A 26,022-nucleotide genomic window follows, 5' to 3' on the forward strand; every position below is an offset into this window, starting at 1 on the left:
CTTTTAGATTAGGGCTTGCGAGCCTTTGTGCGCTTTCATTGAGCGGGTGTATGAGCCTTGGTGAGGACGGGCGCGACTTTCTTCCTGAGACGACCAGCCTCGCTTACTTCCCGAAGAAAACGCAAACTCAAAACCTTTTACACCAATTGCCAGCGCCTCAGCGCCAGGTGGCGATCGCGGTTTATGGGTTCAGCGATCAGACTGGGCAATTCCGACCAACCAACACCGGGCAAACGCTATCACGTGCGGTCACGCAAGGCGCTGGCTCCATTTTGGTCAAGGCGCTGCAGGATGCCGGCAATCGCCAGTGGTTCACCGTTGTCGAGCGCGAGCGGCTCGATAACCTCCTCCGGGAACGCCAGATTATTGGCGAGATGCGCAAACGCTATTTGGGAGAGCAACAGGTTGATCCAAACGCGCTTCCCGCGCTTTTGTTTGCCGGGGTGCTGCTCGAAGGCGGGATCATTGGCTATGACACAAACACCGTAACTGGTGGCGCTGGCGCGGCGTTTCTCGGCATTGGTGCTCGCACCGAATACCGGCAGGACACCGTGACGGTTTATTTACGCGCAGTGTCTGTGCGCACCGGCGAAGTTCTTGCCAATATCCAGACTTCGAAGACAATCGCGAGCCAAGCGTTGGGGGCGAATGCTTTCCGTTTCGTTGCTTTCCGCGAACTGCTTGAGGCTGAGGCTGGGATTACCTCGAATGAGCCTGATCAGGTTGCTTTGCAGCAGGCGATTGAGAAGGCGGTTTATGGCCTTGTGCTTGAAGGTGTCGATCTGGGGTTGTGGCGGTTTGCCAATTCCGAGGCGGCCGAGGCGCTGATGAGCACCTATCGGGCCGAGCGCGATGGAATTTATGACGCAGACGATGTGCAAGATGCGGTGGAGCGGGCTGGATCGCTCACATCGTTGACTGTCGTTGATGGCGGCGACGGCGAAGAAGAAGGTTCCTGATCTTGGACCAGGGGGTGCCGCGCGGAGTAAGTGCCTGCGCGGCGGCTGGTATTTGGAAGCTGTGGGTTAGAGAAGCGGTTGGTGTAGTTGGAGAAGAGATTTAAGGGGGAATTTGGGGTGCAAACCTGCGCGCACAATGTGTTGCTGCATATCTAGGTATTTGACGGGCGTGCTCTCGCAGTACAGTCAAGGCGCGTCTCTCTAGACAATTCGATTTGAACATTTTGTCTGCCGTGTGTCCCATCGTGGAGCGCCCTGCGGACAAACAAGACGGAAAAGTACCCGTCAACTATGAGCAGAGCACAGAACTCTGATTGTGTAATGATAGGTCGCGAACGTTGAAACTTCCTAAAGGGGGGAAATATGATGAGAAATTCAATCTTTACCGGTGCATCTATTTTGGCGCTTGCCATGGCTGCTCCAGCAGCGGCTAACCAAGCCACTGTAAACCAGGATGGTACCGCAAACGTTGGTACAGTCGAACAGACTGAAAGCGTAGAAGGCGTCGCAACAATCAATCAGGGCACGGCAGAGGCTGGTTTCCTTGCGGAGGATAGCGATGCGCTTATCACGCAGCGTGATGGGGCGCCGACTTCGACAACCTTCTCTGTGCCAACCAATGAAGCGACGATCAACCAAACCGGTCTCGATATGAACGCCGAGATTGATCAGACAAATGGTGATGGCCTAAGCGCGACGAACACCGCGACCATCAACCAAGCGTCGGATGGGGCTAACCTGTCAGCTACAGGTCGCTCGCAGGATGCACTTATCGTGCAGAACGGTGAAGGCAATGATGCAACCATCAGCCAGGGTGTGACCAACGGTTTCCCACCTCCTACCCGCAGCGGGCAGGAAGCGGTCGTCGATCAGCTTGGCAATGGCAATACGGCCGATGTTGATCAGATTGGCAACTTGGGCCTCGCTACAGTGTTCCAAACCGGCGACGACAACACTTCTGATGTTGAGCAACGCGGTGCAGCTAATACTGCAGACGTTATTCAGAATGGGATTGGTAACCGCGCCGATTCAACGCAGGGTGGCAATTTCAACCTGCTTGATGTCGCCCAGAACGGTACAGATAACGAAAGCGATATCGACCAGGATAGCACCACTAACGGCTCATTCGCTTTTGTGAGGCAAACTGGTGCCGAAAACACTTCGGACATTTCGCAAGGTGATAGCCTGACGCCGCCACGCGGATCGAACGATGCTGAAGTTATCCAAAATGGCATCGACAACGACAGCACCATCTTGCAAACTGGCGACGATGCCGACAACATCGCCTTTGTCCGCCAGGTTGGTACCGGAAACTCCAGCTTTATCGATCAGACCGGTAGCTCGAACGAAGCGGTTGTCCGGGTTATTGACGGCGACTTTAACGACAGTTCGATTGTCCAGTCTGGCGATGAGAACTTCGCTCGGGTTCGCAGCATTGGCGGTATCGGAAACGAGAGTGAGATCCTCCAAGAGGGCTTCTCAGATGAGGCTATCGTGCGCCAAGATGGTGTCGACAATGACAGTTTCATCCAACAAGAGGTGGGCGGCCAAGACAACCTTGCAGTTGTTGATCAGAGTGGTGAGGGTAACGACTCGTCCGTTTTCCAAGGACCATTCGCCCTTGGTGGTGAGGCCGGTCCGAGCGATAACAACCGGGCCTTCGTCGATCAGATCGGTGACGGTAACTCCAGCTTGGTCGACCAAGGTGCCGCCTCAGGCAGCAATAACAACCTTGCAAGGGTTACTCAAACCGGGAACGGGAACACCAGCAATGTCATTCAAGGCTTTGGCGCTCTCGCCCTCGACAACATTGCTCGTGTGACCCAAGAGTCCAACGGTAACCTCAGCACGGTCATTCAGACCGGCGAAGGCAACCTTGCCACGGTCACTCAGGCTTTCTCTGATAACAACATCTCGACTGTTACTCAGGCTGGCCTGAATAACACCGCGACTGTGAACCAGTAGTCGAAAATAGGTCGGAAGAGGGGCCTTCGGGTCCCTCTTTCTTACCGTTGCGATCGCCTTCAATTGAGGCGTTCTGCGACGATCAAAGTCCGTTTGGGCCGCGCCATCACGCTTTTGGCGACTGGGTATAGACCAGATCTAGCGTTGAGTTTCGATGGCTCCGCTCCGATGCCTCGCTATCGGCGACACAATAGGTTAAGGTGTGATTATGAACGGTAGACTTCTTAGTTTCGCCGCTTTGTTGGCAAGCGTGGCCTCGTTTCCCGCGATGGCCCAAACACAGGTCAATGCGCCTGATACCGGGCCTGATACTGGGCCTGTTGGCGGTGTCTTTGTCGAGCAAGTTGGCAGCGGCAATGACGCAAGCCTGACGCAATCCGGCAGCGCGCAGAATATCGATGTGAAGCAGGACGGTGACGATAACACCGTCGATGTGACCCAAACTGGCGATGGCGACCATTTTGCTGGGATCGACCAGACCGGTTCAGCGAACATCGCAACTGTTTCTCAAGCAGGCGATGCGCAAAGTGTTGCGATCATTTCCCAGACGGGAAGCGCCAACACTGCGCTTCTGTCGCAGAATGACAATGGTCTCATCGGCTCCAGCGCTGGGATTGCTCAGAATGGCAATGGCAATCTTGCGACGCTTCTTCAGGACGGCTCTGACAATCAGGCAATTCTTGCACAGAATGGCGATAACAACACCATGACAGCAACGCAGCTCGGTGATGGCAATTCGCTTGAGTGGACCCAGACTGGCAATGGCTTGCCGGACATGGCTATCGTCCAATCCGGCGGTGCGACTGCGATTGTGACTCAGGGCAATTAAGGGACGCGAATGACAACGGCACGCACAATCGCAAAAGGGCTGACCTTCGCAGGTCTTGCCTTTGCGTGGGGTGCGTCGAGCGTTGGATTTGCGCAGCAGTCAGAACCAGAGGTGCCGCGCGACGAAGCTGCCTTTGTCAATCAAGCACCCGAAGACTCCACTTCCAAAGTCTATTTCCCAGATACGATCACGCCTGAGAGCGTGGCAGCCGCGCGAGCAAGAGCCGATGAGCGGCAACGCCAGATTGAGGCTGCAAAGGCCCAGCGTAGTACGCCTGTGACGCAGGTTTCGGCGCAAGGCGGCAGCAATGAAGTTGCACAGCTGTCGGACGGCTCCTCGACCGCAGTATTGGCTCAACTGAGCGCAGCCGAGCGCCGTGTGTTGCTTGATGCTGTGGAAGGCACCGACATTTGTGAGCGTGGAAGCGATATTCCTGCGCTTCAGGCTTTGTGCGAAACACGGCTAGAAACCCGCTCAGAAGAATTTGCTCAAGAACGTTCGGACGGCTCAGCCGAAGACAATCTGTTGGGTGGCGGGCTTGATGCTGGTCGCGCAGCAACGCTTCAGGCAGCGATCAGGCGGCTTGCAAATGTCGATGCGAATCCCGGCGATTTCGATAATCAGGTTCTGGCCTCCGTCACACTTAACCGCCAATCTGCGAGCGACGCCCAGTCTGCGGAAGCCGACCGCGATCCCGCAGCAGACCTTAGCCAGGAAACACAGACTCTCGTTGGAGCGATTGTGCAGCAATTGGGTGGTGGAAATTAAGGAGCGCCTTTCATGCGCCATGTCCTTGCCAAATTGGCTCTGTTCGGGCCTGTCCTTGCAATTTCTGCGGGAGCGAGCGCTGTGAACGCGTCGAGTGACCAACGTGCTTTGTCGCTTGAAGTGATTGAAACCAGCGATAGTGTTGAGGTTCATGTGGTCGCCAATTCTCCCGTCACGCAGCAGGTTGAGTTTACCGCGGAGCTGACCGGAGCATCCAACGCTCGGCACAAAGGCAGCACCAGTGTTGCCTCGGGCAATCGGCAAGTGCTCTCGCGCATGAAAACCAACACTGGTGAAAGCTGGTGTGCCAAAGTGATGGTGAAAGAGGCAGGCGGCGCTAACTACACCTTGACCGCAGGGGATTGCGATCTGATCTGATGCTGCGTGAACGCGCCGAAGTACCATTGATGCGCAGCCCAGCCCCATTTTCGCACAATTAATTCGTTTGAGTGGCTTCGCCTCGATTGACGCGGCTCTTCGCATCCGCAACATGGGGCTTGCCCGCCAGGAGTGATTCTGGCGTCTTTCGCGGGAGAGACTTGGCCCTATCACCTTGCAAGAGGGGGTGGGCTTGGCGCCGAAGGAGCAACCGCCCCGGAAACTCTCAGGCAAATGGACCGCGCTGGAATGGGCACTCTGGAAAGCGTGAGGGCAGCGTTGGCTGTTTGCCTCACCACCGAAGGGGAAGGCTGGACCTGGTAAGGACCGGCTAAGCTCTCAGGTTTTCCCGACAGAGGGGGCAGGAACAACACCTTGTTTTGGGTGTTTTTGAACCTGTCTTGAGGGACCTGATTTTGAGCGACCAACCAATCGAAGAAGACGAGCCTCTGGAGGCAATAGAGCTCGGAAAGTTACCACTGGATGCGTGGCACCGCGACCATGGAGCGCGGATGGTGCCCTTTGCGGGCTATGAAATGCCGATCCAATATGAGGGTATCGTAGCTGAGCACGAATGGACTCGTTCTTCGGCGAGCCTTTTTGATGTGTCGCATATGGGGCAGCTGGCTTTGCGCTCGCCTGAGAATGATCCTGAACTTGCCGCGCGCGAGCTTGAAAGGCTGCTCCCCGGCCTGATCACAAGCCTGAAGCCAAACAAGATGCGCTATTCCATGCTGCTCACTGAAGAGGGCGGGGTGATCGACGATTTGATGGTCACCAATGTTGGCCCGCATCTCGCGCTCGTGGTCAATGGTGCGTGTAAATGGGACGATATCGCGCACCTTCGCGAGCATTTGGCCGATGAGGTGACGCTCACCCATTACGATGACTTCGCATTGCTTGCTTTGCAGGGACCGGAGGCTGGCGATATCTTGGAGGAGCTGATCCCGGGCACGGGCGCGCTCACCTTTATGACCGCCGATTTGTTTGAATATGATGACGGACATATCTGGGTGAGCCGGGCTGGCTATACCGGCGAAGACGGGTTTGAGATTTCGGTTCACGAAGGCTCAGTGGCCAAGCTAGCAGATGTGCTGACCAGCGATGACCGGGTCAAGCCCGCAGGGCTTGGTGCGCGCGACAGTCTTCGACTTGAGGCTGGGCTCCCGCTTTATGGCCACGATCTAACGCTTGAGACCGATCCGGTAAGCGCTGACCTCACCTTCGCACTTTCGAAGAAGCGCCGCGAAGGTGGTGGTTATCTTGGCCACGGACCGGTGATGGAAGCTTTCAATAACGGCCCAGCGGCCAAGCGTGTTGGCCTAAAGATTGAAGGCCGCATGCCCGCACGCGAAGGCGCGGACGTCTTTGCAGGCGACACTAAAGTTGGCGTTGTCACCAGTGGCGGCTTCTCCCCCACATTGGGTCAGCCAATTGCCATGGCCTACGTCGATGCCGCTTACGCCGAAGAAGGCACCGAACTGATCTGTCAGGTTCGCAAAAAGAGCCTGCCCGCAACCGTTACTTCCATGCCTTTTGTGGCTCACAAATACTTCAGAGGGAACTGATCAATGCCGCGTTACTTCACCGATGAACACGAATGGATCGATGTCGAAGGCGAAAGCGCCACAGTTGGCATCACCGACTATGCGCAAGAGCAATTGGGCGACATCGTTTTTGTTGAACTCCCAAGCGTTGGTACCATGCTCGACAAAGGCGGCGATGCGGCCGTGGTCGAAAGCGTGAAAGCGGCAAGCGACGTCTACGCCCCGATCAGCGGCGAAGTGACCGAGGGCAATGAAGCGCTCGAAGAGGAGCCCGCCCTGGTCAATTCCTCTCCCGAGGAAGACGGCTGGTTCTTTCGCATGACCATTGGCGACAAAGCTGAGCTTGAAGGCCTGATGGATGACAAAGGCTACAAGGCGTTTGTCGAGGCGCTTTGATGCTTCGCGTCGCCATATTGCTTTGCTTGCCCATAGCCTTTTGGGGGTGTGCCGTAGATGTGCCGGTGGACGCATATAGCGTTGGAGAAGTCACGCAAGACATTACGTCGGCGGATAGCAAGCTTCACGGCAAGGAAATAGCGGTTAAAGGTTGGCTGGGACAGTGCGGCGGTCTTGATTGCGCGATCTATCCGTCACTAGTCGATGCCAAGCTTGTGGCAGAAGGCGAGGCAGAATCAGAAGCGTGGTCTGCTGCAATGGATCGGCGGCTATCAATTGGTGGCGCTGATGACTTCGACCGTGCCGCCATGCTGATGCAATTCAGTGAAGTTGTGCTCTACGGTCAAGTGAATGCGACCCACAAAAAGCCACCAACTGAGAGCGGCAATGATTTCGGATGCTGGGACCGCTGCGATGACATCAAACCCACTTCAATTGAGCTTCTAGCGTTTTAGGAAAAGCCCATGCGTTACCTCCCCCTAACCGATACTGATCGCGGCGATATGCTGGCCAAAATCGGCGCGGATAATATCGATGACCTGTTCGTTGATGTGCCCGAAGTTGCCCGGCTCGATGGACCGATCCGCGGCTTGCCGATGCATGCAAGCGAAATGGCGGTTGAGCGTCATATGAAACGCCTTGCTGGCAAGAACACCGTTGCGGGCGATGTGCCGTTTTTCCTGGGGGCCGGAGCCTATCGTCACCATGTGCCTGCGTCGGTCGACACGGTTATTCAGCGCGGCGAATTCCTAACCGCCTATACGCCCTATCAGCCTGAAATTGCGCAAGGCACGCTTCAAATGCTGTTTGAATTCCAGACGCAAGTGGCAAACCTATACGGCTGCGCTGTGGCCAATGCCTCGCTTTACGATGGATCGACCGCGTGTTGGGAAGCGGTGGCGATGGCCACCCGGGTCACCAAGAAGAACCGCGCAGTGCTCTCCGGCGCGCTCCACCCGCATTACTCCGAAGTCGTCAAGACGATGGCGCAGTTCACAGGTGATGTAATCGCAGACGCACAGCCCGCCATTCAAGCCGAGCCTGACATGGCCGGCCTGACCGCGCGCATCGATGAGGAAACCGCCTGTGTCGTGGTGCAATACCCCGACATTCTGGGCCGTATATCCGACCTTTCCGAGCTTGCCGATGCAGCGCATGAAAAGGGCGCTCTGCTGGTCGCAGTGAACACGGAGCCGGTGGCTTTGGGTGCAATCAAATCCCCCGGGGAAATGGGTGCGGACATCGTTGTGGGTGAGGGACAATCGATCGGCGTTGGTCTCCAGTTCGGTGGTCCGTACTTGGGGCTATTCGCCGTGCGCAATCCCAAGCACGTGCGGCAGATGCCCGGACGGCTCTGTGGTGAGACCGTTGATGCAGAGGGCAAGCGCGGCTTTGTGCTGACGCTTTCGACGCGCGAACAGCATATTAGACGCGAGAAGGCGACCTCGAACATCTGCACAAACTCGGGGCTGTGTGCTCTTGCCTTCAGCGTTCATATGACCCTGTTAGGCGAAAAGGGCCTGCGCGAGCTTGCCGCAGAAAACCACCGCCTTGCCTGCCTTGTCGCGGATCGCCTCGCGCAGGTTCCCGGCGTGAGCCTCCTCAACAATGCCTTCTTCAACGAATTCACCATCATGCTTGACGGCAAGCCCGCACGCGACGTTGTGCGCGACCTTGCGGATCGCGGCGTTCTCGGGGGAGTTTCGCTCGGACGGCTCTATCCTGGTGACGAGCGTTTGCAGCAGGCGCTCCTTGTCGCTGTCACCGAGACGACAACCGAAGACGACATCGAGACCCTCGCCACGCAGCTTGAGGCTATCATCAAGGAGGACGCACAATGAACGCTCCCAACAAATCCGGATGGAAGCCGCATATGGAGGTCGCCGACAGTAACGGCGAAAGCGTGACCACAACCGGCAACCGCGCGCTTATGCTCGAAGAGTCGCTGCTGTTCGAAATCGGGCACGCAGAGACAACCGGCGTTGACCTGCCAGAGGTCGATCCAAAGGCCTCGACCCGCCTCGGCGGGTTGGAGCGTGACGGTGCCATTGGTTTGGTTGGGCTAACCGAACCAGAGACTGTGCGCCACTACACGCGCCTTAGTCGCCAGAATTATGGCATCGATTTGGGTTTCTTCCCGCTTGGCTCATGTACGATGAAGCACAACCCGCGTCTCAATGAAAAGATGGCGCGGCTTCCTGGCTTTGCCGATGTGCACCCTTTGCAGCCCGTTTCGACGATCCAAGGCGCGCTCGAAGTTGTGAACGAGCTGGCCCATTGGCTGATCGACCTCACCGGTATGAACTCGGTCGCGATGAGCCCCAAGGCGGGCGCGCATGGCGAGCTTTGCGGTATCTTGTGCATTCGCGCAGCATTGGAAGCGCGCGGCGATGCCCGCGAAGTTGTGCTGGTGCCCGAGAGTGCTCACGGTACCAATCCAGCCACGGCGGCGTTTGCGAACTACCGTGTCGAGAACATCCCCGCGACACCAGCGGGCCGCGTGGATCTTGAGGCGTTGAAGGCGCGTCTTGGTCCGGATGTGGCGGCGGTGATGATCACCAACCCAAACACCTGCGGCCTGTTTGAGCCAGACTTTCGGGAGATCAGCGACGCGGTTCACGCGGCGGGCGGCTTTGTTTATTGCGACGGGGCCAATTTCAACGCCATCGTTGGCAAAGTGCGCCCCGGCGATCTTGGCGTTGATGCCATGCACATTAACCTCCACAAGACCTTCTCCACCCCGCATGGCGGCGGTGGTCCGGGCTCTGGCCCAGTGGTCCTCTCCGAGGCGCTTGCTCCCTTCATGCCTCTGCCTTACACAGCGCGCACGGCGGATGGCGTCGTACATCTGATCGAGGAAGAGCAGGCGGACGATTTCGCACGCGAGCATTTTGGCGGTGAGCTTTCCAGCTTCGGCCGGATGACCGCCTTCCATGGACAGATGGGCATGTTCACCCGCGCTCTCACCTACATGCTGAGCCACGGTGCCGATGGCCTCAAACAAGTGGCTGAAGACGCTGTACTCAATGCCAATTACATCTTGCGCAGTCTCGAAGATGTGCTTCATGCACCCTTCGCGGACAGCGGGCCATGCATGCACGAGGCGCTGTTTGGCGATAAGGATTTTGGCAATGGTTTATCGACGCTGGACCTCGCTAAAGGCATGATCGACGAGGGTTTCCACCCGATGACAGTGTACTTCCCGCTTGTTGTGCACGGTGCCATGCTGGTTGAGCCAACAGAGACCGAGAGCAAGTCAAGCATTGACCAATTCATAACCGCCTTCCGCTCGCTCGCCGAGCGCGCGATTGCAGGTGACGAGAGCCTCAAGCACGCGCCGTACTACGCGCCTCGCAGACGCCTTGATGAAACAGCAGCAGCGCGTAAGCCAAAGCTTACCTGGGTGCCGTCTGAGGAATGATTAGGTTGTGCGCGGGGGCTCTGGTCGAGTTTCCGCACCCTCCTCGTCGGGCTCCACAACGATACGGATTTCGTGCAGGTTGAGGATCGCCACGTAAAAGCCGATCACTGCAAGGGCGCTTGCCCCCAGTACGGTGAAAGCTGCGCCCAGTGCGCCGTTCCATCCGATCGCCAAATCAAGCAAGCCAAAGGCGAGCAATGTTGGTGCCGCGCGCACTACAAAGGCAGTGCCGGCGCGCCCGGCGGAAACCAGTAGAGATTCAAGGCTCGCCCCGACGAGTTCGACCGCGCCCGCGATAGATAGAATGACCAAGGCCCAGTAGAACCCCCGACCGCGGAATTCCGCGCCAGCGATAAGATCAAGACCGAGCCGCCCGAATACGACAGCGACGAGTACCGCAAGAACCCCACCGATAAGCGCGACATTGGCCATGCGGCGAGCGATCACCAGCGCGTCCTGCTTTGCATGGACCAGTTCTGGCAAGATGGCTTTGGAGATGGCCTGCGCCAAGGCGACCAAGGCCTGCCCCAATTGACTTGCCACGCGGAAACCACCGAGCAGAGCAGCCCCGCCAAATGCGCCGACCAAAAGGAGCGTGATCTGTTTGCCAGCAATCGTGAGGCTGCCCGACATATTGGTTGACCAGACAAAGCGCCATGCGTCCTTGTGCCGGGCAGGTATGCGGGTGAGGCTGAGCGCTGATAGGTCGATCCGTTCGTTGCGCGCGGCGGCAAACCAGAGAGCAGCGGCAACGATCAGCTCCGAGGCCGCATAGGCAAGGATAAACCCGGTGACCGTCGGCATATAGAGCCATGCGATCACCGCTCCCGTGGTGCGCACAATCGGCTGCACCGCTTCGGCAGCGGTTGCGGTGGCGTATTTGAAGCGAAGGCGCAGCAGCCCCAAAGGCGTGGTCCGGATCGACAAAAGCGAGATGACGCAATAGCCGAAAGTGAGCGGCAAAAGCTCCTCTGGCAATGGCAGCCACAAAGGTGCGCTCCAAACCAAAAGCGCTGCGAGAACAAGGCCCATGGCGACTGAGAGGAGATCGAGCGCGATAGCAAAGCCGGTCGCTTCACTCGCAGCGGTTCCGTCGCCGTTTGTCCCGTTCGCTCCCCAGCGCACAATAAATTGCCAAGTCTGGAAGTTGGCGATGCCGGTCACTACCAGGCCGCTCGCAACAATCGCTGCGAAATGGCCGAACATCTCGAGACCCAGCGTACGCGTCGCCAAAGCGAGATACACAAGGCTGAGCACGGCATTGATGCCGCGCCCACCAAGCAGCCAGCCAATATTGGTAAAAAGACGCTGCATTTGCGTTTCTGCGCCTCAATCCTTCCCTTGGTCGAGCCGAAAGCCCGCGTACCCATGATGCGCATAGCAAGGAAACCGCCACTTGCGACAACAATTTGTCGCGTGGCTGTGGATGGCACGCTAAATGCGTTGGCCATGCGCATCATATTTTCACGCAAAGGATTTGACTCAAGCGCTGGGGGAGGGCCTTCGCCGATTGTGGATGGCGTGCCGATAAGCCTGCCGATACCAGCGGGAGCGGCGAGCCAAACGACCTATGGCGATCTGGCACTGGGCGATCACGCGGCGCGGGCAAGCCGGGGGAAGCTTGGCCCGGGCGACTTGTGCCATCATGATCCGATGTTCCTGAGGGACGGTACCTGCGCGTTTGGTCAATGCGGGGCAGCGCAAACCCATTTGGAACGGCAGGGCGTTGGCCTTGGCGATGTGTTTGTCTTCTTCGGCCTGTTCGCGGAGGAATCGACGGGCGAGCCGCATCACCGGATCTTCGGATACCTCAAGGTTGAGGAAATGGTGCCATTGGTTCGCGGCACTCCGGAAAAACTGCTCAGCATCGCGCACCCTCATGCGCTGGCAATGCACCATTCCAATGACGTGGTTTGGCGCGGGGAAGGACGGACGGCTCGCAATGCAAGCAAGGCTTTGCGGCTCACCGTGCCCGAAGGACCGCCAAGCCTGTGGGAGCGGCCGGAATGGCTGAAACGCGGCGGACTATCCTACCACGGTAAGCCAGAGCGCTGGCTAAGGGGCGGCCGCTTAAAGAGCGTTGCGCGAGGTCAGGAGTTTGTTGCCGACATCGGACGGCGCTCAGCGCCTCGAGAATGGCTCGAGGGTTTGATCGCCGAAATCAACCGTCGCTAACTGTCGTTGCGAGCCGCGGAGTGGCGCGGCAATCCAGAATTGTCGTTAATGCCGCCATAGATTGCTTCGCTACACTCGCAATGACGAAGCTATTCGTATGTCTTGATAATCGCCGAGAAGTCGAGGTCTTCGTTTCCGGCTCCCAAGAAATCCTCATAAAGCGCAGCAGCCCGCGCGCCCAGTGGCACCGCCGCATCGGACGTTTCGGCTGCCTCCATCGCAAGGCGCAGGTCTTTAACCATCAAAGGTGTTGCAAAGCCGCCTGCGTAACCATTGTCCGCAGGGCTCTCGACCCCAACTCCGGGCAGCGGTGTGTAGGCGTTCAAGGACCAGTTGTAGCCGGAGCTTTGCGAGCTGATCTCATAGAATTTCTGCGGATCAAGCCCCAGCTTTTCTGCCATTTTCATCGCTTCAGCGGTGCCGATCATGGTGATGGCGAGCAGCATGTTGTTGCAGATCTTGGCCGTCTGACCTGCGCCTGCATCGCCAGCGTGGATCACAGCTTTGCCCATCGCCGAAAGGATCGGTTCAGCCGCATCGAAGGCATGGATTTCCCCACCGACCATAAAGGTAAGCGTGCCGCCATTTGCTGCGGCTATCCCGCCGGAAACGGGCGCGTCGACCATCTTATAGCCTTCGCCGTGGGCTGCATCGGCAACTTCGCGCGCGGTTGCGACATCGATGGTAGAGCAGTCGATCAAGGTGGCAGCGTGCGGCGCGTGTCCGATCACATCGGTGGTGTAGACGCTTTTCACAATTGCGCCGTTGGGCAGCATGGAGACGACGGCCTCAACCCCTTCCACCGCTTCTCGCGCGCTGGTGAAAGTCTGGCACCCGGCTTCCTCAGCCGCTGCGAGAGCCTCTTCGCTAAGGTCAAAAGCGCGCACACTGTGCCCCGCCTTCACAAGGTTAGCGGCCATCCCGCCGCCCATATTGCCAAGTCCGATAAAGGCGATTTTCATGTGTACTCTCCCTTAAGCGAGCAGAATGTACAGACCGAGGGCAATGGCCGCAAAACCCATGATCAGTAAGATACCGATGACGGTGATGTAGAGGTCCGGGTGATCCGCTTCAAAGAAATCATCCGGCTCATCGCGCGCCTCACTAAGGTCCCGAATGCCCGAGATGCCGAGATAGAACAGCCATCCTCCCATCCCGATCATAAACAGGCTGAGACCTACTTCCCTTTCCACTTGCCCTCACGCTTCTCGATAAACGCGGCCATGCCTTCGGCTTTATCCTCGCTCGCGGTGAGGATTTGGAAGATGCGGCGCTCCATCACGACGCCTTGCTCAAGCGTCATTTCAAACGCGGCGTTGACCATTTCCTTGTTCGCAATCGCGGCCATGGGCGGTTTGCTGGCGATAGTCGCCGCGGTCTTGAGCGCTTCGTCGAGTAGGTCAGCTTGAGGCACAACGCGCACCACGAGGTTGGCGCGTTCGGCCTCTTCTGCGCCCATCATGCGGCCGGTTAGGCACATTTCCATGGCCTTCGATTTGCCAATCGCGCGGGTGAGCCGCTGTGAGCCGCCCATGCCGGGTGCCACGCCCAGATTGATCTCAGGCTGGCCGAATTTGGCGTTGTCAGAGGCAATGATAAAGTCCGCCATCATCGCAAGCTCACACCCGCCGCCAAGCGCAAAGCCATTGACCGCTGCGATCCATGGCTTGCGTGTGGTCTTCACCAGATGCGAGGTCCATTTGGAGAAGAAATCGTCGAGATAGAAGTCTGCTGCTGCCTTCTCCGACATCTCTTTGATGTCCGCGCCTGCTGCAAAAGCCTTTTCGCCTGCGCCCGTTAGAACCGCGCAAAGCTGGGTATCGTCCGCTTGAAATGCGGCGAAAGCTGCAATCAGCTCTTCGAGTACAGCCGAGGATAGTGCGTTCAAGGCCTTTGGCCGGTTGAGAGTGATCAGCGTAACGCCTTGGTTGCCTTGGGCGTTGGTTTCACTGGCGATAGTTTCAAAGCTCATTTCGTTCTCCAAATTCGTCATTGCGAGGAGCCGCAGGCGACGCGGCAATCCAGAGAGTGCGGGGCTGGATTGCTTCGCTGCGCTCGCAATGACGCAGGAAACTGCCCGCGTGAATTCAAGTCAACGGCTTCCACTCCTCACCCTCGGGCAGCGGCGCAAAGATGCTATTAATCAGCTCTTCGCTGACGCTTTCTGGTGTCCGGGGATCCCATTTGGGATCGTGTGTCTTATCAACGATGACTGCGCGTACGCCCTCGGCAAAATCGGGGCGGGTAAGGACGCGGGCACCGATGCGATATTCCATGCGCATATTGTCGGCAAAGTCGGTGAGTTTGGCGCTTTCCGCGAGTTGGCGCAGGGCGACTTTGAGTGTCTGGGGGCTTTTTGTGCCCAGTGTATCGCGCTCTTTCTGCGCCCACTCATCACCGTCCGCTGCTGCTTCAAGGCTCGCAAGAATGTCTTCCAGCGTGTCGGACGCAAAGTGCTTTGCGATTTTGAGCGCATTCTCCTCAAGCCGTGCTGGCGGAGGGGTGCCCACTGGTTCGGATAGGATACCAGCGATCCGATCGGGTTTTTCCGCGATGCGCGCCTTAAGGTCTTCGATCATCTCGGACGGCACATAGTGCGTCGCAAGGCCTGCCCACAGGCACTCTTCGCCTTTCAGCCGCGCGCCGGTGAGGGCGAGGAATTGACCCAGCCGCCCACCGAGGCGCGACAAGAACCAGCCACCGCCCACATCTGGGAACAGGCCAATGCCGGTTTCGGGCATGGCAAAACGCGTGTTTTCGGTCGCCACGCGGAACTTTGCCGGCTGCGAAATGCCGACCCCGCCGCCCATGGTGATGCCGTCCATGAAAGCCACAATCGGTTTTTCATAAGCGAACATCTGGTGGTTCAATTGATACTCATCGTGAAAGAATTTGCGGCCCGAAACCCCGCCATCATTCAGCGCGGAATTGCGCAAGAAGGCGATATCGCCGCCTGCACAAAAGCCGCGTGACCCTTCGGCGTGGTCGATGATCACCGCTTTGACTTGCGGCTCGCTCACCCATTCGCTCAATGCCGCGCTCATCGCATGGCACATCTCCAGCGTCAGCGCGTGGAGCGCCTTGGGACGGTTCAGCGTAATGTGGCCGATGGGGCCGTTCACGCGGGTGAGAACGTCGCTCGTTCCTGGCTCAGTCATCTCTCTCAAACTTCTTTTGGTTCTATCAAGTCCCACTTGTTGCCGAAGGGGTCGGCGAACACGGCGACTGTTGCATAAGGCTCGTGCCGGGGTTCTTCCAAGAATTCCACCCCTGCCGCAACAAATCGTGCGTGGGTATCGGTAAAATTGGTAGTGTTGAGGAAAAAGGACACCCGCCCGCCGGTTTGGTTGCCGATTGCCGCGGTTTGAGTGTCGTTTGCGGCTTTTGCGAGGAGTATGCGGCCACCACCGGGCGCTTCGACCACAACCCAGCGTTTTCCGCCGCCGAGGTCAGTGTCTTCAACAAGCGTGAAGCCAAGTTGGCCGGCGTAGAATGCGATGCCAGCGTCGTAGTCGGGAACCACAAGGGTGGTCATGGCGAAGGTTTCGGTGGTCATCTCGGAGTGACTGCTGCTCTGGGCGGAAAGCGGTGCCATGCGATCAGCCAATAGGTCATCGTAGACAAGGGTGCTGCTATCAGGATCAGGGCGCCAACGCTGAGCTCAAGATCAAGAAAGCGCCAGGCGATGAAACTAGCTGCGATTAAGAGCCCCGATGCTGTGAAAATCCACCAACTGCCTCTCTTTTTCATCTCGGTCAGAAACACGATAGGTACAGCAATCGGCGCCGCGACTGCTCCAAACACAAGCGATGTCAGCGCGAATTCGGGCAGCATCGCTGGGTGAAAGCCAATTCGGGCAGCCCAATAGATGGTAAAGGTTGCCCCGCACACCAAGCACGCGGCCAAATAAGCTCCAAAGATGACAAACGGCCTCACTGCCGCAGCAAATCCCTACCCACGACCATACGCATAATCTGGTTCGTGCCCTCAAGGATCGAGTGCACGCGCAAATCGCGCCAGAAACGTTCGATTGGGTAATCCTGCAAATAGCCATAGCCGCCGTGCAGTTGCAGCGCGCGGTCTACGATGGAGCTGCCGTTGTCGGTCGCCAAACGCTTGGCCATAGCCGAGAAGCGAGACTTATCAGGCGCGTTCTCGGTCACTTTGCACGCGGCGAGATAGAGCAGCGCGCGGGCGGCCTCTAGGTCTGTCGCCATGTCGGCGAGGGTGAACTGTGTGTTCTGGAACTCGCTCACCGCTTTGCCAAATTGCGTGCGCTCTTTCGTGTAATTGATCGCTTCGTCCAAGCACCGCTGAGCGCCGCCAAGCGAGCACGCGCCAATGTTCAAACGTCCGCCATCAAGGCCCATCATCGCGATGCGGAAACCTTCGCCCTCACCGCCAACCACATTCTCAACTGGCACGCGGACGTCCTCGAGGATCAATTGCGCGGTGGGCTGCGAGTGCCAGCCGAGCTTCTTCTCATTCGCGCCGAACGATACGCCGGGCATGTCCTTCTCAATCACCATGCAGGTGATGCCCTTGGGCCCATCTTCGCCGGTGCGCACCATGGCGACATAGATTTCGTTAGAGCCAGCGCCTGAAATAAACTGCTTACTGCCGTTCAGGACGTAGTGATCACCGTCGAGCTTCGCCGTGGTCTTAAGCGCCGCCGCATCCGAGCCCGAGGAAGGTTCGGTCAAACAGTAGGACGCGATTTTGTCCATGCCGATGAGGTCCGGCAGATACTTGTCCTTGACCGTTTGCGAACCGAACCGGTCGATCATCCAAGCGGCCATATTGTGGATCGAGATGAAAGCGCTGGTGGACGGACAGCCATAAGCCATCGCCTCCATAATCAGCGCAGCTTCCAACCGCCCAAGCCCGATGCCGCCGCTTTCTTCCGACACATAAATCGCGCCAAAGCCCAGCTCGGCGGTCTTCTTGATCGTGTCGATCGGGAAGATGTGTTTCTCATCCCATTCGGCCGCGTTGGGCGTGATGTTGTCTGCAGTGAAACGCTGCGCCATCTCCTGGATCGCGAGCTGGTCGTCGGTGAGTGAAAATTGTCCTTGCATGGCCATCGGATTAGACGTTCGCGCGGGGTTAGAAAAGGGATAGTGTGCGTTTGATAAAATGCCTCTTTTCAGGCGGCGGTCCGCGAAATATTGCGTAACCCAGACGCGTCCTTCCGCGTATATTTAGTATGAACCAGTTCCCAGCCTCAGATCGTCCACGCCTGATTTGCGTTTACAACGCCGATACGGGCCTCATTCGGGCGCTGATCCATGCGGTGCATAAGCAGTTCCACCCCGAGACCTATCCATGCTCGCTGTGTGCGCTGACCTATGGCGCAGTGTCGATGCGGGGCGAGTGGAAGCGGTTCTGGCAGGCGCTTGATCATCAGGTTGATTTCTACCACCGCGATGACTTCACCGAAGATTTTCCGGAGCTGGGCACTGGAGGTGCAAGCGGGGTGGTGCTGCCCGCGATCCTCTTGAGTGTAGCGGGAGAAGAGCCACGCGTTGTGATCTCAAAGGGAGAGCTTGATGCGATGGCGGATGTGAATGAGCTGATCGCGCGCGTGATAAAAGCGCTGAGATATGAATCGGTTGCGCTTCGAGCGGCTGCATGAGGCGATTGTTCAACCCATTGTGGTGACTTGACCCACGCTCATGGGTGGCGTTCAATGGGGTCATGCGCAAACTCCGTTATCTTTTGGGTTTCCTTGCCCTCATCATCGTGGTGCCAGCCGGAGCCTGGCTGGTCGGTCCATCTCTTATGACCGGGGCTGGCGACATGTCAGAGCCACGATCCGAGATACACGCGGCCGAACTTGATGGCGTGATCTACGTTGCTGGTGGGATTGGCTTTCATCGGACACTCAAAAGCTGTGTTGCGTTCGAGGTGAGCTCCGAGACCTTTTCCGAATGCCCTGATCTACCGCGCACGCTGCACCATGTCGGGATGGCAGCAGGAGAGGAGCAAGTCTTTGCAAGCGGCGGATACAGCAGCCTGCCCTTTAACCAGGACCCTAATGGCGCTCTGTTCGCATTCTCGCCAGGCGATGCCGAGCCGGAGTGGCGCGAGATTTCGCGCTTGCCAGAACCGCTTGGCCAGCATGCGATGTTCTACCGCGAGGGAAAGCTGTGGCTGATTGGGGGGCAGTCGGGTGACAGGACAGTGGGGACGATACGCACCTATGATCTGGCGAGCGGTGAATGGGGTACGGTCGCGGCCATGCCTACACCGCGCCACTCACATGCCTACGCGCTAAGTGAAGACAAACTCTACGTCACCGGCGGGCGCAGCGACAAGCTGGGGCCCCATGCCACTGTGATCGAGGTCTACGACTTTGCCTCTGACAGCTGGGAAAGCCTGCCCGATGCACCGTTTCCTTTGGCTGGGCACGGAGCGGCGATTTTCGAAGGGCGCTTGCACGTCTTCGGCGGTGAGGATGTGACGACTTCGGAAGTGTTCACGCGGCATGTCTCGATGGACTTGGCTGACCCCTCAAGCGGCTGGCGCGAAGAGGCGGAGATGAGCGCAGGCCGTCATGGCTTTGCGACATGGCGTGTCGGCGACACGGCGTGGATTTTGGGCGGCGGTGAGCTTGCCGGGTGGAAGACGCTGGGCTCGGTGACGGGGACTGCGTTTCCGCTTAAGCTTGGCCACCAATCCAAATCCCAATCAGGCAGTAAGTAGCCTGCATTCATCTGCCTCAGCGGCCTGCAAAGCTTGATCGAACAGTTCCTGTGTTGGCGCTAGACGGCGGATTAGAACGACGCCGCGTGTCGTTGGGCTTCGCGGGTTTCCGTACTCACCTTCGCCGAGAATTGGCGTGTCCTTTGTTGCCAGTACCACCCACACGTCTTCTTCTTCCTCACCTCTGATTGTAACGAAGTTGTTAGTCTCAGCATCGAAGAACGAGAGCGATTGGTACTCCGGCCACCTTCCAATTTTGACGTAGAGCCGACTTTCCGGCTCGCTTAGATCATAGCGGCACAGCGCGTAGAAGAGATCGGGCGAAGTGCGCACAACCGCTTGTGTTTCTGGCGTAATTCGCTGGGGTGTGGTGAAGGCATGGAGCGCTACGTCGCGATTTTTGAGCGCGAGAAGCGTGCGATCCATAATGACACCCGGCGCGAAGCTAAGCGTTGCCCAGTGGGCTGCAATGCCCGTCACTGCGGCGAATGCGATGGGTCCGATCCAGCCCTTCATGCTGCTTCTCCTTCGCACGAAAGTCGCTCAACTGTTGGAGGCGTGATTGTGTCTTCTGGAGCCTCAAGCAGAGCCTCCTTCGGCACATAGAGCCGCAAGGTGAGGTCGAAATTGCCAGCCGCCTTGCTCGAAATCCACGCCATACCTGCTTCAGGCCGTTGCGCGGCAACCATCGCCTCCCATGGACCGTCGACTGCGTTCAATTGGGTCGCATCAATGCTCAGCGCGCCATCGGTATTGTCGGGCAGGAAACTCTCGCCATTGTAGAGCGTGATCGACCACCAACTGGCCGGCATTGCGCCGCCGGAAATCCTGTAATTGCAAGCCTCGCTGAATGCGCGGCCCTCATTGTCCACCGTCCGCGTGAAATAGACCGCCTCGCTTTTGGCGAGACCCAAGAGGCCGTGTCGTGCGACCCGAGCGCGGGTGTAGGGATCGGCGGCCTCTGATCCGATGGCAAAGTCGCTGCGCCAGCCATCGATCTCAATATTGCCAAAGTCGAGCGGGTCGGCACCTGGCCAAAGCCCTGCCATGTAAAGCGCGCTTGCTGGGCCAGCGATCAGCCCGATGATGAGGGCGAGCGCATAGGCTCCAACACGTTTAATCATCGCTCAGCCCATCATCAGTTACTAGCGCCTCTGCTTCGATTTCGACTTTCCACTCGCGCCGACATAGCCAAGCCACACCTGCCATGGTTGCCGCAGGCCGGGCATCGCCGAAATAGCGAGCGTGCACTTCGCCAACGGCCTCTTGATCGTCAAAGTCGGTAAGGAGCATTCGCGTGCGCACCACATCCTTGGCGCTGCCACCAAGCTCCTCAATCGCAGCAACGATAATCGCAAGGCATCGGTCCGCCTGTTCTGCAACCCCGCCCGGCGTCGTCGAGCCATCGGGTTCTACCGGGCCAGTTCCAGCGACAATGATGCGATTGCCCATCCGGACCGCACGGCAAAAGCCAAACTGGTCCTCAAAAGGCGAGCCCGATGCGGCGCGCTGGCGGGTCATTTATCGGTGTCCTTCGTGTCTCGCAGAACGCGGGTTCTGAACCATTCGCTGGCTATTCGGGTGTTGTTACCTTCATACCAGCGCGGGGCGGACACGCCCATTTGCCATGCGACTTGCTCTGTCAAGGTGCCCTGCGCTGATGGTGTGTCATAGGTCGCGGCATAGCGGGCGAAGGGGTCGTCGTAAGCCTCATCATTGGTAATGATGGTCCAGCCTTTAGTCTCCAACGCTCTCACCAAATCACCGATGAAGAGCGCAGCAAGATCCGTTTCATGGAGCAGCATTACGTGTGCGGGAGACCGGCCAATCGCCTCGCGCGCAATCGCGTCATAGGCCTCTGCCGCATCCACATGCACCTCGATGTAAAGCTCGCGCAGGGCCGCCAGGTTTATCTGCGCATTTGCACGTTCCGCCTCAGCAACCGCGTTCTCGTAAAACCAATCGGAGGCATCGACCGTGGCGTAGGCGTTGATGAGCCCCCGCTCAGCCAATGCGACCCTCAAAGCATCGCGTTTTTGAGCGTCACGGCGTCCTTCGTCGAGGAAGGGAAATCGGAACCATGGGCGTAGCCCGTCGCGGCCCTCAAGCCACTCAGCAGCGGCATCAAGATCGGCGAGAAAGTCCTCAACAGAAGTGTTAGAAAGGCCCGGGTGGGTGTTGGTATGATTGGCGATCACGTGCCCTGCCGCAACATAGGCAGCGATGCGTTTTTCGGCTCCGGGACGTTTTGCAATAAGACCCGGATTAAGGAAGAATGCGGCTTGCTCTACGCGGGCTTTGCGCAGACCCTCGATGATAAGCAGCGTGCGCTCGTCTGAGGTGAAGTAAGCGCCTTCTCGGCGCGGCACATCATCGAAACTTAAGGCGATTCGCTTAATCGGTTGGGCAGTATCCTCAGGTTTTGCTGAGACGCTCAGCGATGCAAAAGCGAGAGAGAGGGCAATAACTAAAAGCCTGATCATCGCCTTACTCTCCCACCACACTTGTTCACCCCATCGTCGGAATTACAAACGCGTTCCCCTGATCGGCGCTCCCATCGGGCCAGCGTTGGGTGATCTTCTTCTTCTTGGTCCAGAAGGCAAGACCCTCAGTGCCGTATTGGTCAATGTCGCCAAAGCCGGAACGCTTCCAACCGCCAAACGAGTGATACGCGACTGGTACTGGGATAGGTACATTTACGCCGACCATGCCGACTTGAACACGAGAGGCAAATTCGCGCGCGGCGTGGCCGTTGCGGGTGAAGATCGCGACGCCGTTTCCGTATTGGTGCTCGGATGGCAGGCGCACGGCTTCTTCAAAATCCTTGGCGCGCACAATCTGGAGTACGGGGCCGAAGATCTCCTCCTTGTAGGAGGTCATCTCAGAGGTCACACGGTCAATCAACGTGGGGCCTACGAAGAAGCCTTTTTCATGGCCCTGAAGCTCAAAGCCGCGTCCGTCGATAACGATCTCGCCGCCTTCTTCCTCGGCCGTGGTAATCCACTGCTCAATGCGTGCCTTGTGTTCGGGTGTTACCACCGGGCCGTAATGCGCATCGGGATCGGTTGAGACACCAACGCGAAGGGCGTGGATCGCTGGGATGAGCTTTTCTTTGAGGCGTTCAGCCGTGTCATCGCCCACTGGGACAACCACCGGGAGCGCCATACAGCGCTCGCCTGCCGAACCAAAAGCTGCACCGGCCAAATCGTTCACAACCTGATCAAGGTCTGCATCGGGCATCACCACACCATGGTTCTTGGCACCACCAAAGGCCTGAACACGCTTTCCGTTTTCGGCCCCGCGGTGATAGATGTAGTGCGCAATATCGGAAGAGCCGACAAAGCTGATCGCAGGAATGTCCGGGTGATCGAGTATCGCATCGACCATTTCCTTGTCGCCGTGGACCACTTGAAGGAGGCCTTCAGGTGCGCCCGCCTCAACAAACAGTTCTGCAAGACGCACTGGCACCGATGGATCGCGCTCAGACGGCTTCAGGATGAAAGCATTGCCCGCCGCGCACGCCATGCCGAACATCCACATCGGGATCATCGCAGGGAAGTTAAACGGGGTGATGCCCGCGCCAATGCCCAGCGGCTGACGCATGGAGATCACATCAATGCCGGGACCCGCGCTTGGAGTGTATTCACCTTTGAGTACCTGCGGGATGCCGCAGGCATATTCGATCACCTCAAGCCCGCGCTGAACATCGCCCATAGCATCGGGCACCGTCTTGCCGTGTTCACTCGAAAGAAGCTCAGCGAGGGATTGCATGTTCGCCTCGATCAGTTCTTTGAACTTGAACATCACGCGGGCACGTTTTTGCGGGTTGGTTGCAGCCCATTCGGGTTGCACGCGCTTGGCGGTCTCAACCGCCGTATCGAGCAAGTCACGGCCAGCAAGCGCGACTTCGGCCTGCACTTCGCCGGTCGAAGGGTTCCAAATTTGGTGCTTGCGAGTAGCGGCTGGACTGTTGCCGACAATAAAATGGTCAACCTGACGCATGGGAATCTCTCCTGTCCTTTGATCATTGCAATGACGAGACGGACGGCAATGTGCAAGGCGGACAGTGCGTTCTTTGTTTCGGTGTTCCGGTTGGTCATTCTTGTGAAAAGATATTGCTCTCAATCGGCTTGCAAAGTTCGGTTTGGAACTTTCGCAAATTGGCTTGGGCGTGCTTGACGGGTTCAATCGGATAATTGATTGCTACTTTGATGGCTTGCCAATCCTGGCAGAGGCTGCGGAGTAATGCCTTATCCACCCGCTCCAATCCGATGCGCCGCTGATCGTCTACACTGACATCAAGAGCCCCTATGGCTTTGTCGCGATTGAGCCGACATTGGCCTTGGAACGCGAGCTGGGCGTTCAATTTGATTGGCGGCCGCTCACACTTAACATCCCGAGCTATCTTGGTTCTGCGCGCAAGTCCCAAGGTGAGATTGTCGCCTCGAAGGGCCGCAGCGAGCGTACATGGAAGGCGATCAAATATTCATACATGGACGCGCGCCGCTATGCCGAGCGCCAGGGACATATCTTGCGCGGGACAGAGAAGATCTGGGATTCGGTGCTCCTCAATGTGGCGATGATGTGGGTGTGCGCAACGGCTCGCGAGCGACTGCCAGAGTTTCTTACCTATGTGTTCCCGCTCTTCTGGAACCGCGATTTGGATATTGAGGATTTGGCCGTGGTTGAGGCGTGCCTAGAGGCTTGCGGCGTTTCGTCTGCTGGGTTCGCGAATTATGCGAGTGGCGACGGTGAGTGCCGTGCCCAGCACGATGCCCTGCAGCCGCAACTTCATGAACACGGCATCTATGGCGTTCCCACCTATGTGCTGGGTGGCGAGCCCCTGCATGGGCGCGAGCATCTCCCCCTGATCCGCTGGGCGCTGTCCGGGCGAGAGGGCCCCGCGCCCGATATTGCCTATGAGACCGCTCCATCCAATACAGAACGCGAGCACACTAGGGTCAAGCTCGATGTCTACGTCGATTTCAAATGCGCTGGGTCCTTCCTTGCGCTTGAGCCGACCCTTGCATTGGTGGCGCGAACGGGGACGGAGATCGCATGGCATCCGTTCTCGACGGCAGAGCGGGATATGCCAGTCGAAGGCGCGGACTTAGAGGTGATTGCAAGCCACCACGCGACGCGAGAAGTCTCCAAGCGAGCGATTCACCGGAAGTATGCAGCTTCGCGGGATGTCGACCTTCACTTTCCAGTCAGGACTGGTTCTGCCGACTTGGCGCTGGGCGCTTTGACAGAGATCAACGGCAACCCGCTCCTCTTCATCCGCGCCTGCTTCGCCGCCTATTGGGAGAGGCATGAAGACCTCGACGACCCGGAAGTGGTGCGAGAGCTGCTTGCGGCAAGCGGGGTGGGGCGCTCAGGTGACCTCGGCACGGCCCGCGAACGCTTCGAGGAAGCGCAGAGCAGAGCGGAGGAGGCGGGCATTGTCGATGCACCGGGCTATCGGATCGCAGACCAGATTTTCATCGGGCGCCAACATCTGCCTTGGATTGAAGAGCTCATGCGCTAGAGTTTGACCGCCTGTTGAGGCGGTTTTCCTACTCGAACGGTGGTTGCTAGGTCTGGAAAATGACCAATCTTTCCTCTTCTACCTCTAATCGCTTCTTTCGATCAAAGCGCGCACTACTAATCGAAGAGATTTAAAACCTTGGACAGTGTCTCAAGTGTCTCAACCGCAGATCGGAGTGGTTCGACTCAATTCATTTTTCTACCATAACAAAGCCGCGCCCGGTTCTTATTTTCAACGCCAATGCGCTCCCTGCCAAAGCCGCCAACATCCATACCAACCCATGGAGACTGCCCGAAATCATCCCTCCCAGAAATCCGCCGATATTGCAGCCATAGGCAATCCTTGCGCCATATCCCATCAGGAGCCCGCCAAGGACAGCCGTGCCCACATCGCTCCATGACAGGCGCAAAGTCGGGGCAAACCGCCCGGCTAGATTGGCCGCCAGCATTGCCCCGCCGATAACTCCGAAGTTCATCACTGAGGTGGGATCGCTAAGCACATTGCGCTCAAGCCAGCCTTGGCGGGTCTGCCAGAAAGGCCAGTTGGCAATGTCGAGCCCTGCTGCGGTGCCGATCTTTGCGCCCCACAGAGTGAAGGCGCTGGTGATTCCCCAAGGCCTGCCGAGCAGCGCCAGGGTGGCAATGCTAACCATGCCAAGTGCCAAGGCTCCGGCCAATAGCGACCAGGGTCCGGTTAACAGCGAGCCGGTCTCGCGTGTGGGCTCAATCTTGCCAAACAAAGCCTTCTCGCGCTTGATCGAAAGGACAGCAATTACGCCAAGGATAGCAAACAGGATGAACAGCCCGCCCAGCGCGCCGGCCTCCTCAATCAAACCCACGCGAGGCCCGGATGGAAGCGCACGCCACCAAGGGACATGCAGGGTTGCAAAGATAGAGCCAGCGACAAAGGCGCTCAATGTGACCACCATCCGTGTGCTCCCGCCGCCAACGGTGAATAGCGTGCCTGAGCCACAGCCGCCTGCGAACATCATCCCGAAGCCAAAAGTGAAGGCTCCCGCGAACACGCCAATGCTCACCGGTGCCACCGATCCTCTTGCGCTCACACCGAAGCCCTCCCCGTATGCGATGAGGGGAAAGCTGATGAGGCTGACAAGACCGATCAGCACCAGCTGCATGCGAAGCCCGCCACCGCGTCCCGCAGACAGGAAGTTGCGCCAATGGGCGGTGAAGCCGAAGGCTGCGTGGTACAAAGCAAATCCTGCGAAAAGCCCAATGCAGGTGGCGAGGGTGAGGGTCAGTCCCGAGGCGCTCCAAACCGAGATAAGCAGGCCTACAAGCCCGGCAAGGACCAGCGTGAGAGGCACAATCTTTGGGATCTGCGGCACAGCGTCT

At 58.0% G+C, this 26,022-nt stretch carries 28 protein-coding genes and 2 riboswitches; of the genes, 14 read left to right on the forward strand and 14 right to left on the reverse strand.

Annotated features, from left to right (window positions below):
* The first annotated feature begins 50 nt into the window (after positions 1-50).
* The 10 genes from Q0778_RS12555 (at position 51) to gcvPB (ending at position 10,263) form a co-directional block, all read left to right on the forward strand.
* Positions 51-959 carry a CsgG/HfaB family protein gene (locus Q0778_RS12555; RefSeq protein ID WP_298301063.1) on the forward strand — a complete coding sequence of 303 codons (909 nt, stop codon included), beginning with the start codon at positions 51-53 and terminating at the stop codon, positions 957-959.
* 363 nt (positions 960-1,322) lie between these two features.
* Complete coding sequence (locus Q0778_RS12560) at positions 1,323-2,924, forward strand: hypothetical protein (protein ID WP_298336510.1); 1,602 nt, start codon at positions 1,323-1,325, stop codon at positions 2,922-2,924.
* A 208-nt stretch (positions 2,925-3,132) separates the two neighbouring features.
* A complete protein-coding gene (locus Q0778_RS12565; RefSeq protein WP_298336512.1) occupies positions 3,133-3,753 on the forward strand; it encodes a hypothetical protein in 621 nt (206 codons plus the stop codon).
* A 9-nt stretch (positions 3,754-3,762) separates the two neighbouring features.
* Positions 3,763-4,521: a hypothetical protein gene (locus Q0778_RS12570; RefSeq protein ID WP_298301069.1), complete on the forward strand. Its 759-nt coding sequence runs from the start codon at positions 3,763-3,765 to the stop codon at positions 4,519-4,521.
* Between the two features lie 12 nt (positions 4,522-4,533).
* Entirely contained in the window at positions 4,534-4,899 is a 366-nt protein-coding gene (locus Q0778_RS12575) for a hypothetical protein (protein WP_298301072.1), read from the forward strand.
* Between the two features lie 141 nt (positions 4,900-5,040).
* Positions 5,041-5,151, forward strand: a riboswitch (glycine riboswitch).
* Positions 5,152-5,265, forward strand: a riboswitch (glycine riboswitch). It begins immediately after the preceding riboswitch.
* A gap of 50 nt (positions 5,266-5,315) precedes the next feature.
* Positions 5,316-6,467 (forward strand): glycine cleavage system aminomethyltransferase GcvT, encoded by a 1,152-nt coding sequence (gcvT, locus tag Q0778_RS12580; RefSeq protein ID WP_298336514.1) that lies wholly within the window; start codon positions 5,316-5,318, stop codon positions 6,465-6,467.
* Positions 6,468-6,470: 3 nt separating this feature from the next.
* A complete protein-coding gene (gcvH, locus tag Q0778_RS12585) occupies positions 6,471-6,842 on the forward strand; it encodes a glycine cleavage system protein GcvH (RefSeq protein ID WP_298336515.1) in 372 nt (123 codons plus the stop codon).
* 65 nt (positions 6,843-6,907) lie between these two features.
* A complete protein-coding gene (locus Q0778_RS12590) occupies positions 6,908-7,297 on the forward strand; it encodes a hypothetical protein (protein WP_298336516.1) in 390 nt (129 codons plus the stop codon).
* A gap of 9 nt (positions 7,298-7,306) precedes the next feature.
* On the forward strand, positions 7,307-8,683 hold the full coding sequence (gene gcvPA / locus Q0778_RS12595; protein WP_298336517.1) for an aminomethyl-transferring glycine dehydrogenase subunit GcvPA: 1,377 nt from the start codon (positions 7,307-7,309) through the stop codon (positions 8,681-8,683).
* Positions 8,680-10,263, forward strand: a complete 1,584-nt coding sequence (gene gcvPB / locus Q0778_RS12600; protein WP_298336519.1) for an aminomethyl-transferring glycine dehydrogenase subunit GcvPB — start codon at positions 8,680-8,682, stop codon at positions 10,261-10,263. Before gcvPA ends, gcvPB begins: the two co-directional genes overlap by 4 nt.
* On the opposite strand, the gene Q0778_RS12605 is transcribed toward gcvPB, so the two are convergent.
* Positions 10,264-11,577 (reverse strand): oligosaccharide flippase family protein, encoded by a 1,314-nt coding sequence (locus Q0778_RS12605; RefSeq protein WP_298301085.1) that lies wholly within the window; start codon positions 11,575-11,577, stop codon positions 10,264-10,266.
* Positions 11,578-11,685: 108 nt separating this feature from the next.
* On the opposite strand from Q0778_RS12605, the gene Q0778_RS12610 reads away from it, so the two are divergent.
* Complete coding sequence (locus tag Q0778_RS12610; RefSeq protein WP_298336521.1) at positions 11,686-12,438, forward strand: hypothetical protein; 753 nt, start codon at positions 11,686-11,688, stop codon at positions 12,436-12,438.
* A gap of 89 nt (positions 12,439-12,527) precedes the next feature.
* Here the strand turns inward: Q0778_RS12610 and mmsB are convergent, their stop codons facing one another.
* The 7 genes from mmsB to Q0778_RS12645 all read right to left on the reverse strand — a co-directional run bounded on the left by mmsB (position 12,528) and on the right by Q0778_RS12645 (position 17,516).
* Entirely contained in the window at positions 12,528-13,400 is an 873-nt protein-coding gene (gene mmsB / locus Q0778_RS12615; protein WP_298336522.1) for a 3-hydroxyisobutyrate dehydrogenase, read from the reverse strand.
* 12 nt (positions 13,401-13,412) lie between these two features.
* Positions 13,413-13,631: a hypothetical protein gene (locus Q0778_RS12620; RefSeq protein WP_298301092.1), complete on the reverse strand. Its 219-nt coding sequence runs from the start codon at positions 13,629-13,631 to the stop codon at positions 13,413-13,415.
* The gene (locus tag Q0778_RS12625; protein WP_298336523.1) at positions 13,616-14,410 is read right to left on the reverse strand and encodes an enoyl-CoA hydratase-related protein; all 795 of its coding nucleotides are present in this window, start codon (positions 14,408-14,410) and stop codon (positions 13,616-13,618) included. Before Q0778_RS12625 ends, Q0778_RS12620 begins: the two co-directional genes overlap by 16 nt.
* A 115-nt stretch (positions 14,411-14,525) precedes the next feature.
* Positions 14,526-15,596 carry an enoyl-CoA hydratase/isomerase family protein gene (locus tag Q0778_RS12630; RefSeq protein WP_298336524.1) on the reverse strand — a complete coding sequence of 357 codons (1,071 nt, stop codon included), beginning with the start codon at positions 15,594-15,596 and terminating at the stop codon, positions 14,526-14,528.
* 5 nt (positions 15,597-15,601) lie between these two features.
* Positions 15,602-15,994: a VOC family protein gene (locus tag Q0778_RS12635; protein WP_298336526.1), complete on the reverse strand. Its 393-nt coding sequence runs from the start codon at positions 15,992-15,994 to the stop codon at positions 15,602-15,604.
* Positions 15,991-16,374 (reverse strand): hypothetical protein, encoded by a 384-nt coding sequence (locus tag Q0778_RS12640; protein WP_298336528.1) that lies wholly within the window; start codon positions 16,372-16,374, stop codon positions 15,991-15,993. Before Q0778_RS12640 ends, Q0778_RS12635 begins: the two co-directional genes overlap by 4 nt.
* The gene (locus Q0778_RS12645) at positions 16,371-17,516 is read right to left on the reverse strand and encodes an acyl-CoA dehydrogenase family protein (protein ID WP_298336529.1); all 1,146 of its coding nucleotides are present in this window, start codon (positions 17,514-17,516) and stop codon (positions 16,371-16,373) included. The genes Q0778_RS12640 and Q0778_RS12645 overlap by 4 nt, the downstream gene beginning before the upstream one ends.
* A gap of 128 nt (positions 17,517-17,644) precedes the next feature.
* Between Q0778_RS12645 and Q0778_RS12650 the strand changes: the two genes are divergently transcribed.
* Positions 17,645-18,073: a hypothetical protein gene (locus tag Q0778_RS12650; RefSeq protein WP_298336532.1), complete on the forward strand. Its 429-nt coding sequence runs from the start codon at positions 17,645-17,647 to the stop codon at positions 18,071-18,073.
* Positions 18,074-18,135: 62 nt separating this feature from the next.
* On the forward strand, positions 18,136-19,143 hold the full coding sequence (locus Q0778_RS12655; RefSeq protein ID WP_298336534.1) for a kelch repeat-containing protein: 1,008 nt from the start codon (positions 18,136-18,138) through the stop codon (positions 19,141-19,143).
* Here Q0778_RS12655 and Q0778_RS12660 read toward each other — a convergent pair.
* From Q0778_RS12660 to Q0778_RS12680, 5 genes are read right to left on the reverse strand one after another with little or no spacing between them, the layout of a single operon-like run.
* Complete coding sequence (locus Q0778_RS12660; protein ID WP_298301106.1) at positions 19,129-19,659, reverse strand: DUF1254 domain-containing protein; 531 nt, start codon at positions 19,657-19,659, stop codon at positions 19,129-19,131. The genes Q0778_RS12655 and Q0778_RS12660 overlap by 15 nt on opposite strands.
* Positions 19,656-20,267 (reverse strand): DUF1214 domain-containing protein, encoded by a 612-nt coding sequence (locus Q0778_RS12665; RefSeq protein ID WP_298336536.1) that lies wholly within the window; start codon positions 20,265-20,267, stop codon positions 19,656-19,658. The genes Q0778_RS12660 and Q0778_RS12665 overlap by 4 nt, the downstream gene beginning before the upstream one ends.
* Positions 20,260-20,664 carry a RidA family protein gene (locus tag Q0778_RS12670; protein ID WP_298336538.1) on the reverse strand — a complete coding sequence of 135 codons (405 nt, stop codon included), beginning with the start codon at positions 20,662-20,664 and terminating at the stop codon, positions 20,260-20,262. The genes Q0778_RS12665 and Q0778_RS12670 overlap by 8 nt, the downstream gene beginning before the upstream one ends.
* Positions 20,661-21,626, reverse strand: coding sequence for a polysaccharide deacetylase family protein (locus Q0778_RS12675; protein WP_298336540.1), 966 nt, complete (start codon positions 21,624-21,626; stop codon positions 20,661-20,663). The genes Q0778_RS12670 and Q0778_RS12675 overlap by 4 nt, the downstream gene beginning before the upstream one ends.
* A 25-nt stretch (positions 21,627-21,651) precedes the next feature.
* The gene (locus Q0778_RS12680) at positions 21,652-23,145 is read right to left on the reverse strand and encodes a CoA-acylating methylmalonate-semialdehyde dehydrogenase (RefSeq protein ID WP_298336542.1); all 1,494 of its coding nucleotides are present in this window, start codon (positions 23,143-23,145) and stop codon (positions 21,652-21,654) included.
* Positions 23,146-23,425: 280 nt separating this feature from the next.
* On the opposite strand from Q0778_RS12680, the gene Q0778_RS12685 reads away from it, so the two are divergent.
* The gene (locus tag Q0778_RS12685; protein ID WP_298337660.1) at positions 23,426-24,670 is read left to right on the forward strand and encodes a DsbA family protein; all 1,245 of its coding nucleotides are present in this window, start codon (positions 23,426-23,428) and stop codon (positions 24,668-24,670) included.
* 190 nt (positions 24,671-24,860) lie between these two features.
* Here the strand turns inward: Q0778_RS12685 and Q0778_RS12690 are convergent, their stop codons facing one another.
* The gene (locus tag Q0778_RS12690; RefSeq protein ID WP_298336544.1) at positions 24,861-26,015 is read right to left on the reverse strand and encodes a YeeE/YedE family protein; all 1,155 of its coding nucleotides are present in this window, start codon (positions 26,013-26,015) and stop codon (positions 24,861-24,863) included.
* Positions 26,016-26,022 lie beyond the last annotated feature (7 nt).

Source organism: uncultured Erythrobacter sp., from assembly GCF_947502395.1.
GTDB lineage: Bacteria > Pseudomonadota > Alphaproteobacteria > Sphingomonadales > Sphingomonadaceae > Erythrobacter.

Coding starts and splice junctions, on each gene's coding strand:
- Q0778_RS12555 (WP_298301063.1), top strand. CDS start 51: ATGAGCCTTGGTGAGGACGGGCGCGACTTTCTTCCTGAGACGACCAGC.
- Q0778_RS12560 (WP_298336510.1), top strand. CDS start 1,323: ATGATGAGAAATTCAATCTTTACCGGTGCATCTATTTTGGCGCTTGCC.
- Q0778_RS12565 (WP_298336512.1), top strand. CDS start 3,133: ATGAACGGTAGACTTCTTAGTTTCGCCGCTTTGTTGGCAAGCGTGGCC.
- Q0778_RS12570 (WP_298301069.1), top strand. CDS start 3,763: ATGACAACGGCACGCACAATCGCAAAAGGGCTGACCTTCGCAGGTCTT.
- Q0778_RS12575 (WP_298301072.1), top strand. CDS start 4,534: ATGCGCCATGTCCTTGCCAAATTGGCTCTGTTCGGGCCTGTCCTTGCA.
- gcvH (WP_298336515.1), top strand. CDS start 6,471: ATGCCGCGTTACTTCACCGATGAACACGAATGGATCGATGTCGAAGGC.
- gcvPA (WP_298336517.1), top strand. CDS start 7,307: ATGCGTTACCTCCCCCTAACCGATACTGATCGCGGCGATATGCTGGCC.
- gcvPB (WP_298336519.1), top strand. CDS start 8,680: ATGAACGCTCCCAACAAATCCGGATGGAAGCCGCATATGGAGGTCGCC.
- Q0778_RS12605 (WP_298301085.1), bottom strand. CDS start 11,577: ATGCAGCGTCTTTTTACCAATATTGGCTGGCTGCTTGGTGGGCGCGGC.
- mmsB (WP_298336522.1), bottom strand. CDS start 13,400: ATGAAAATCGCCTTTATCGGACTTGGCAATATGGGCGGCGGGATGGCC.
- Q0778_RS12625 (WP_298336523.1), bottom strand. CDS start 14,410: ATGAGCTTTGAAACTATCGCCAGTGAAACCAACGCCCAAGGCAACCAA.
- Q0778_RS12630 (WP_298336524.1), bottom strand. CDS start 15,596: ATGACTGAGCCAGGAACGAGCGACGTTCTCACCCGCGTGAACGGCCCC.
- Q0778_RS12635 (WP_298336526.1), bottom strand. CDS start 15,994: ATGACCACCGAAACCTTCGCCATGACCACCCTTGTGGTTCCCGACTAC.
- Q0778_RS12645 (WP_298336529.1), bottom strand. CDS start 17,516: ATGCAAGGACAATTTTCACTCACCGACGACCAGCTCGCGATCCAGGAG.
- Q0778_RS12650 (WP_298336532.1), top strand. CDS start 17,645: ATGAACCAGTTCCCAGCCTCAGATCGTCCACGCCTGATTTGCGTTTAC.
- Q0778_RS12655 (WP_298336534.1), top strand. CDS start 18,136: ATGCGCAAACTCCGTTATCTTTTGGGTTTCCTTGCCCTCATCATCGTG.
- Q0778_RS12660 (WP_298301106.1), bottom strand. CDS start 19,659: ATGAAGGGCTGGATCGGACCCATCGCATTCGCCGCAGTGACGGGCATT.
- Q0778_RS12665 (WP_298336536.1), bottom strand. CDS start 20,267: ATGATTAAACGTGTTGGAGCCTATGCGCTCGCCCTCATCATCGGGCTG.
- Q0778_RS12670 (WP_298336538.1), bottom strand. CDS start 20,664: ATGACCCGCCAGCGCGCCGCATCGGGCTCGCCTTTTGAGGACCAGTTT.
- Q0778_RS12675 (WP_298336540.1), bottom strand. CDS start 21,626: ATGATCAGGCTTTTAGTTATTGCCCTCTCTCTCGCTTTTGCATCGCTG.
- Q0778_RS12680 (WP_298336542.1), bottom strand. CDS start 23,145: ATGCGTCAGGTTGACCATTTTATTGTCGGCAACAGTCCAGCCGCTACT.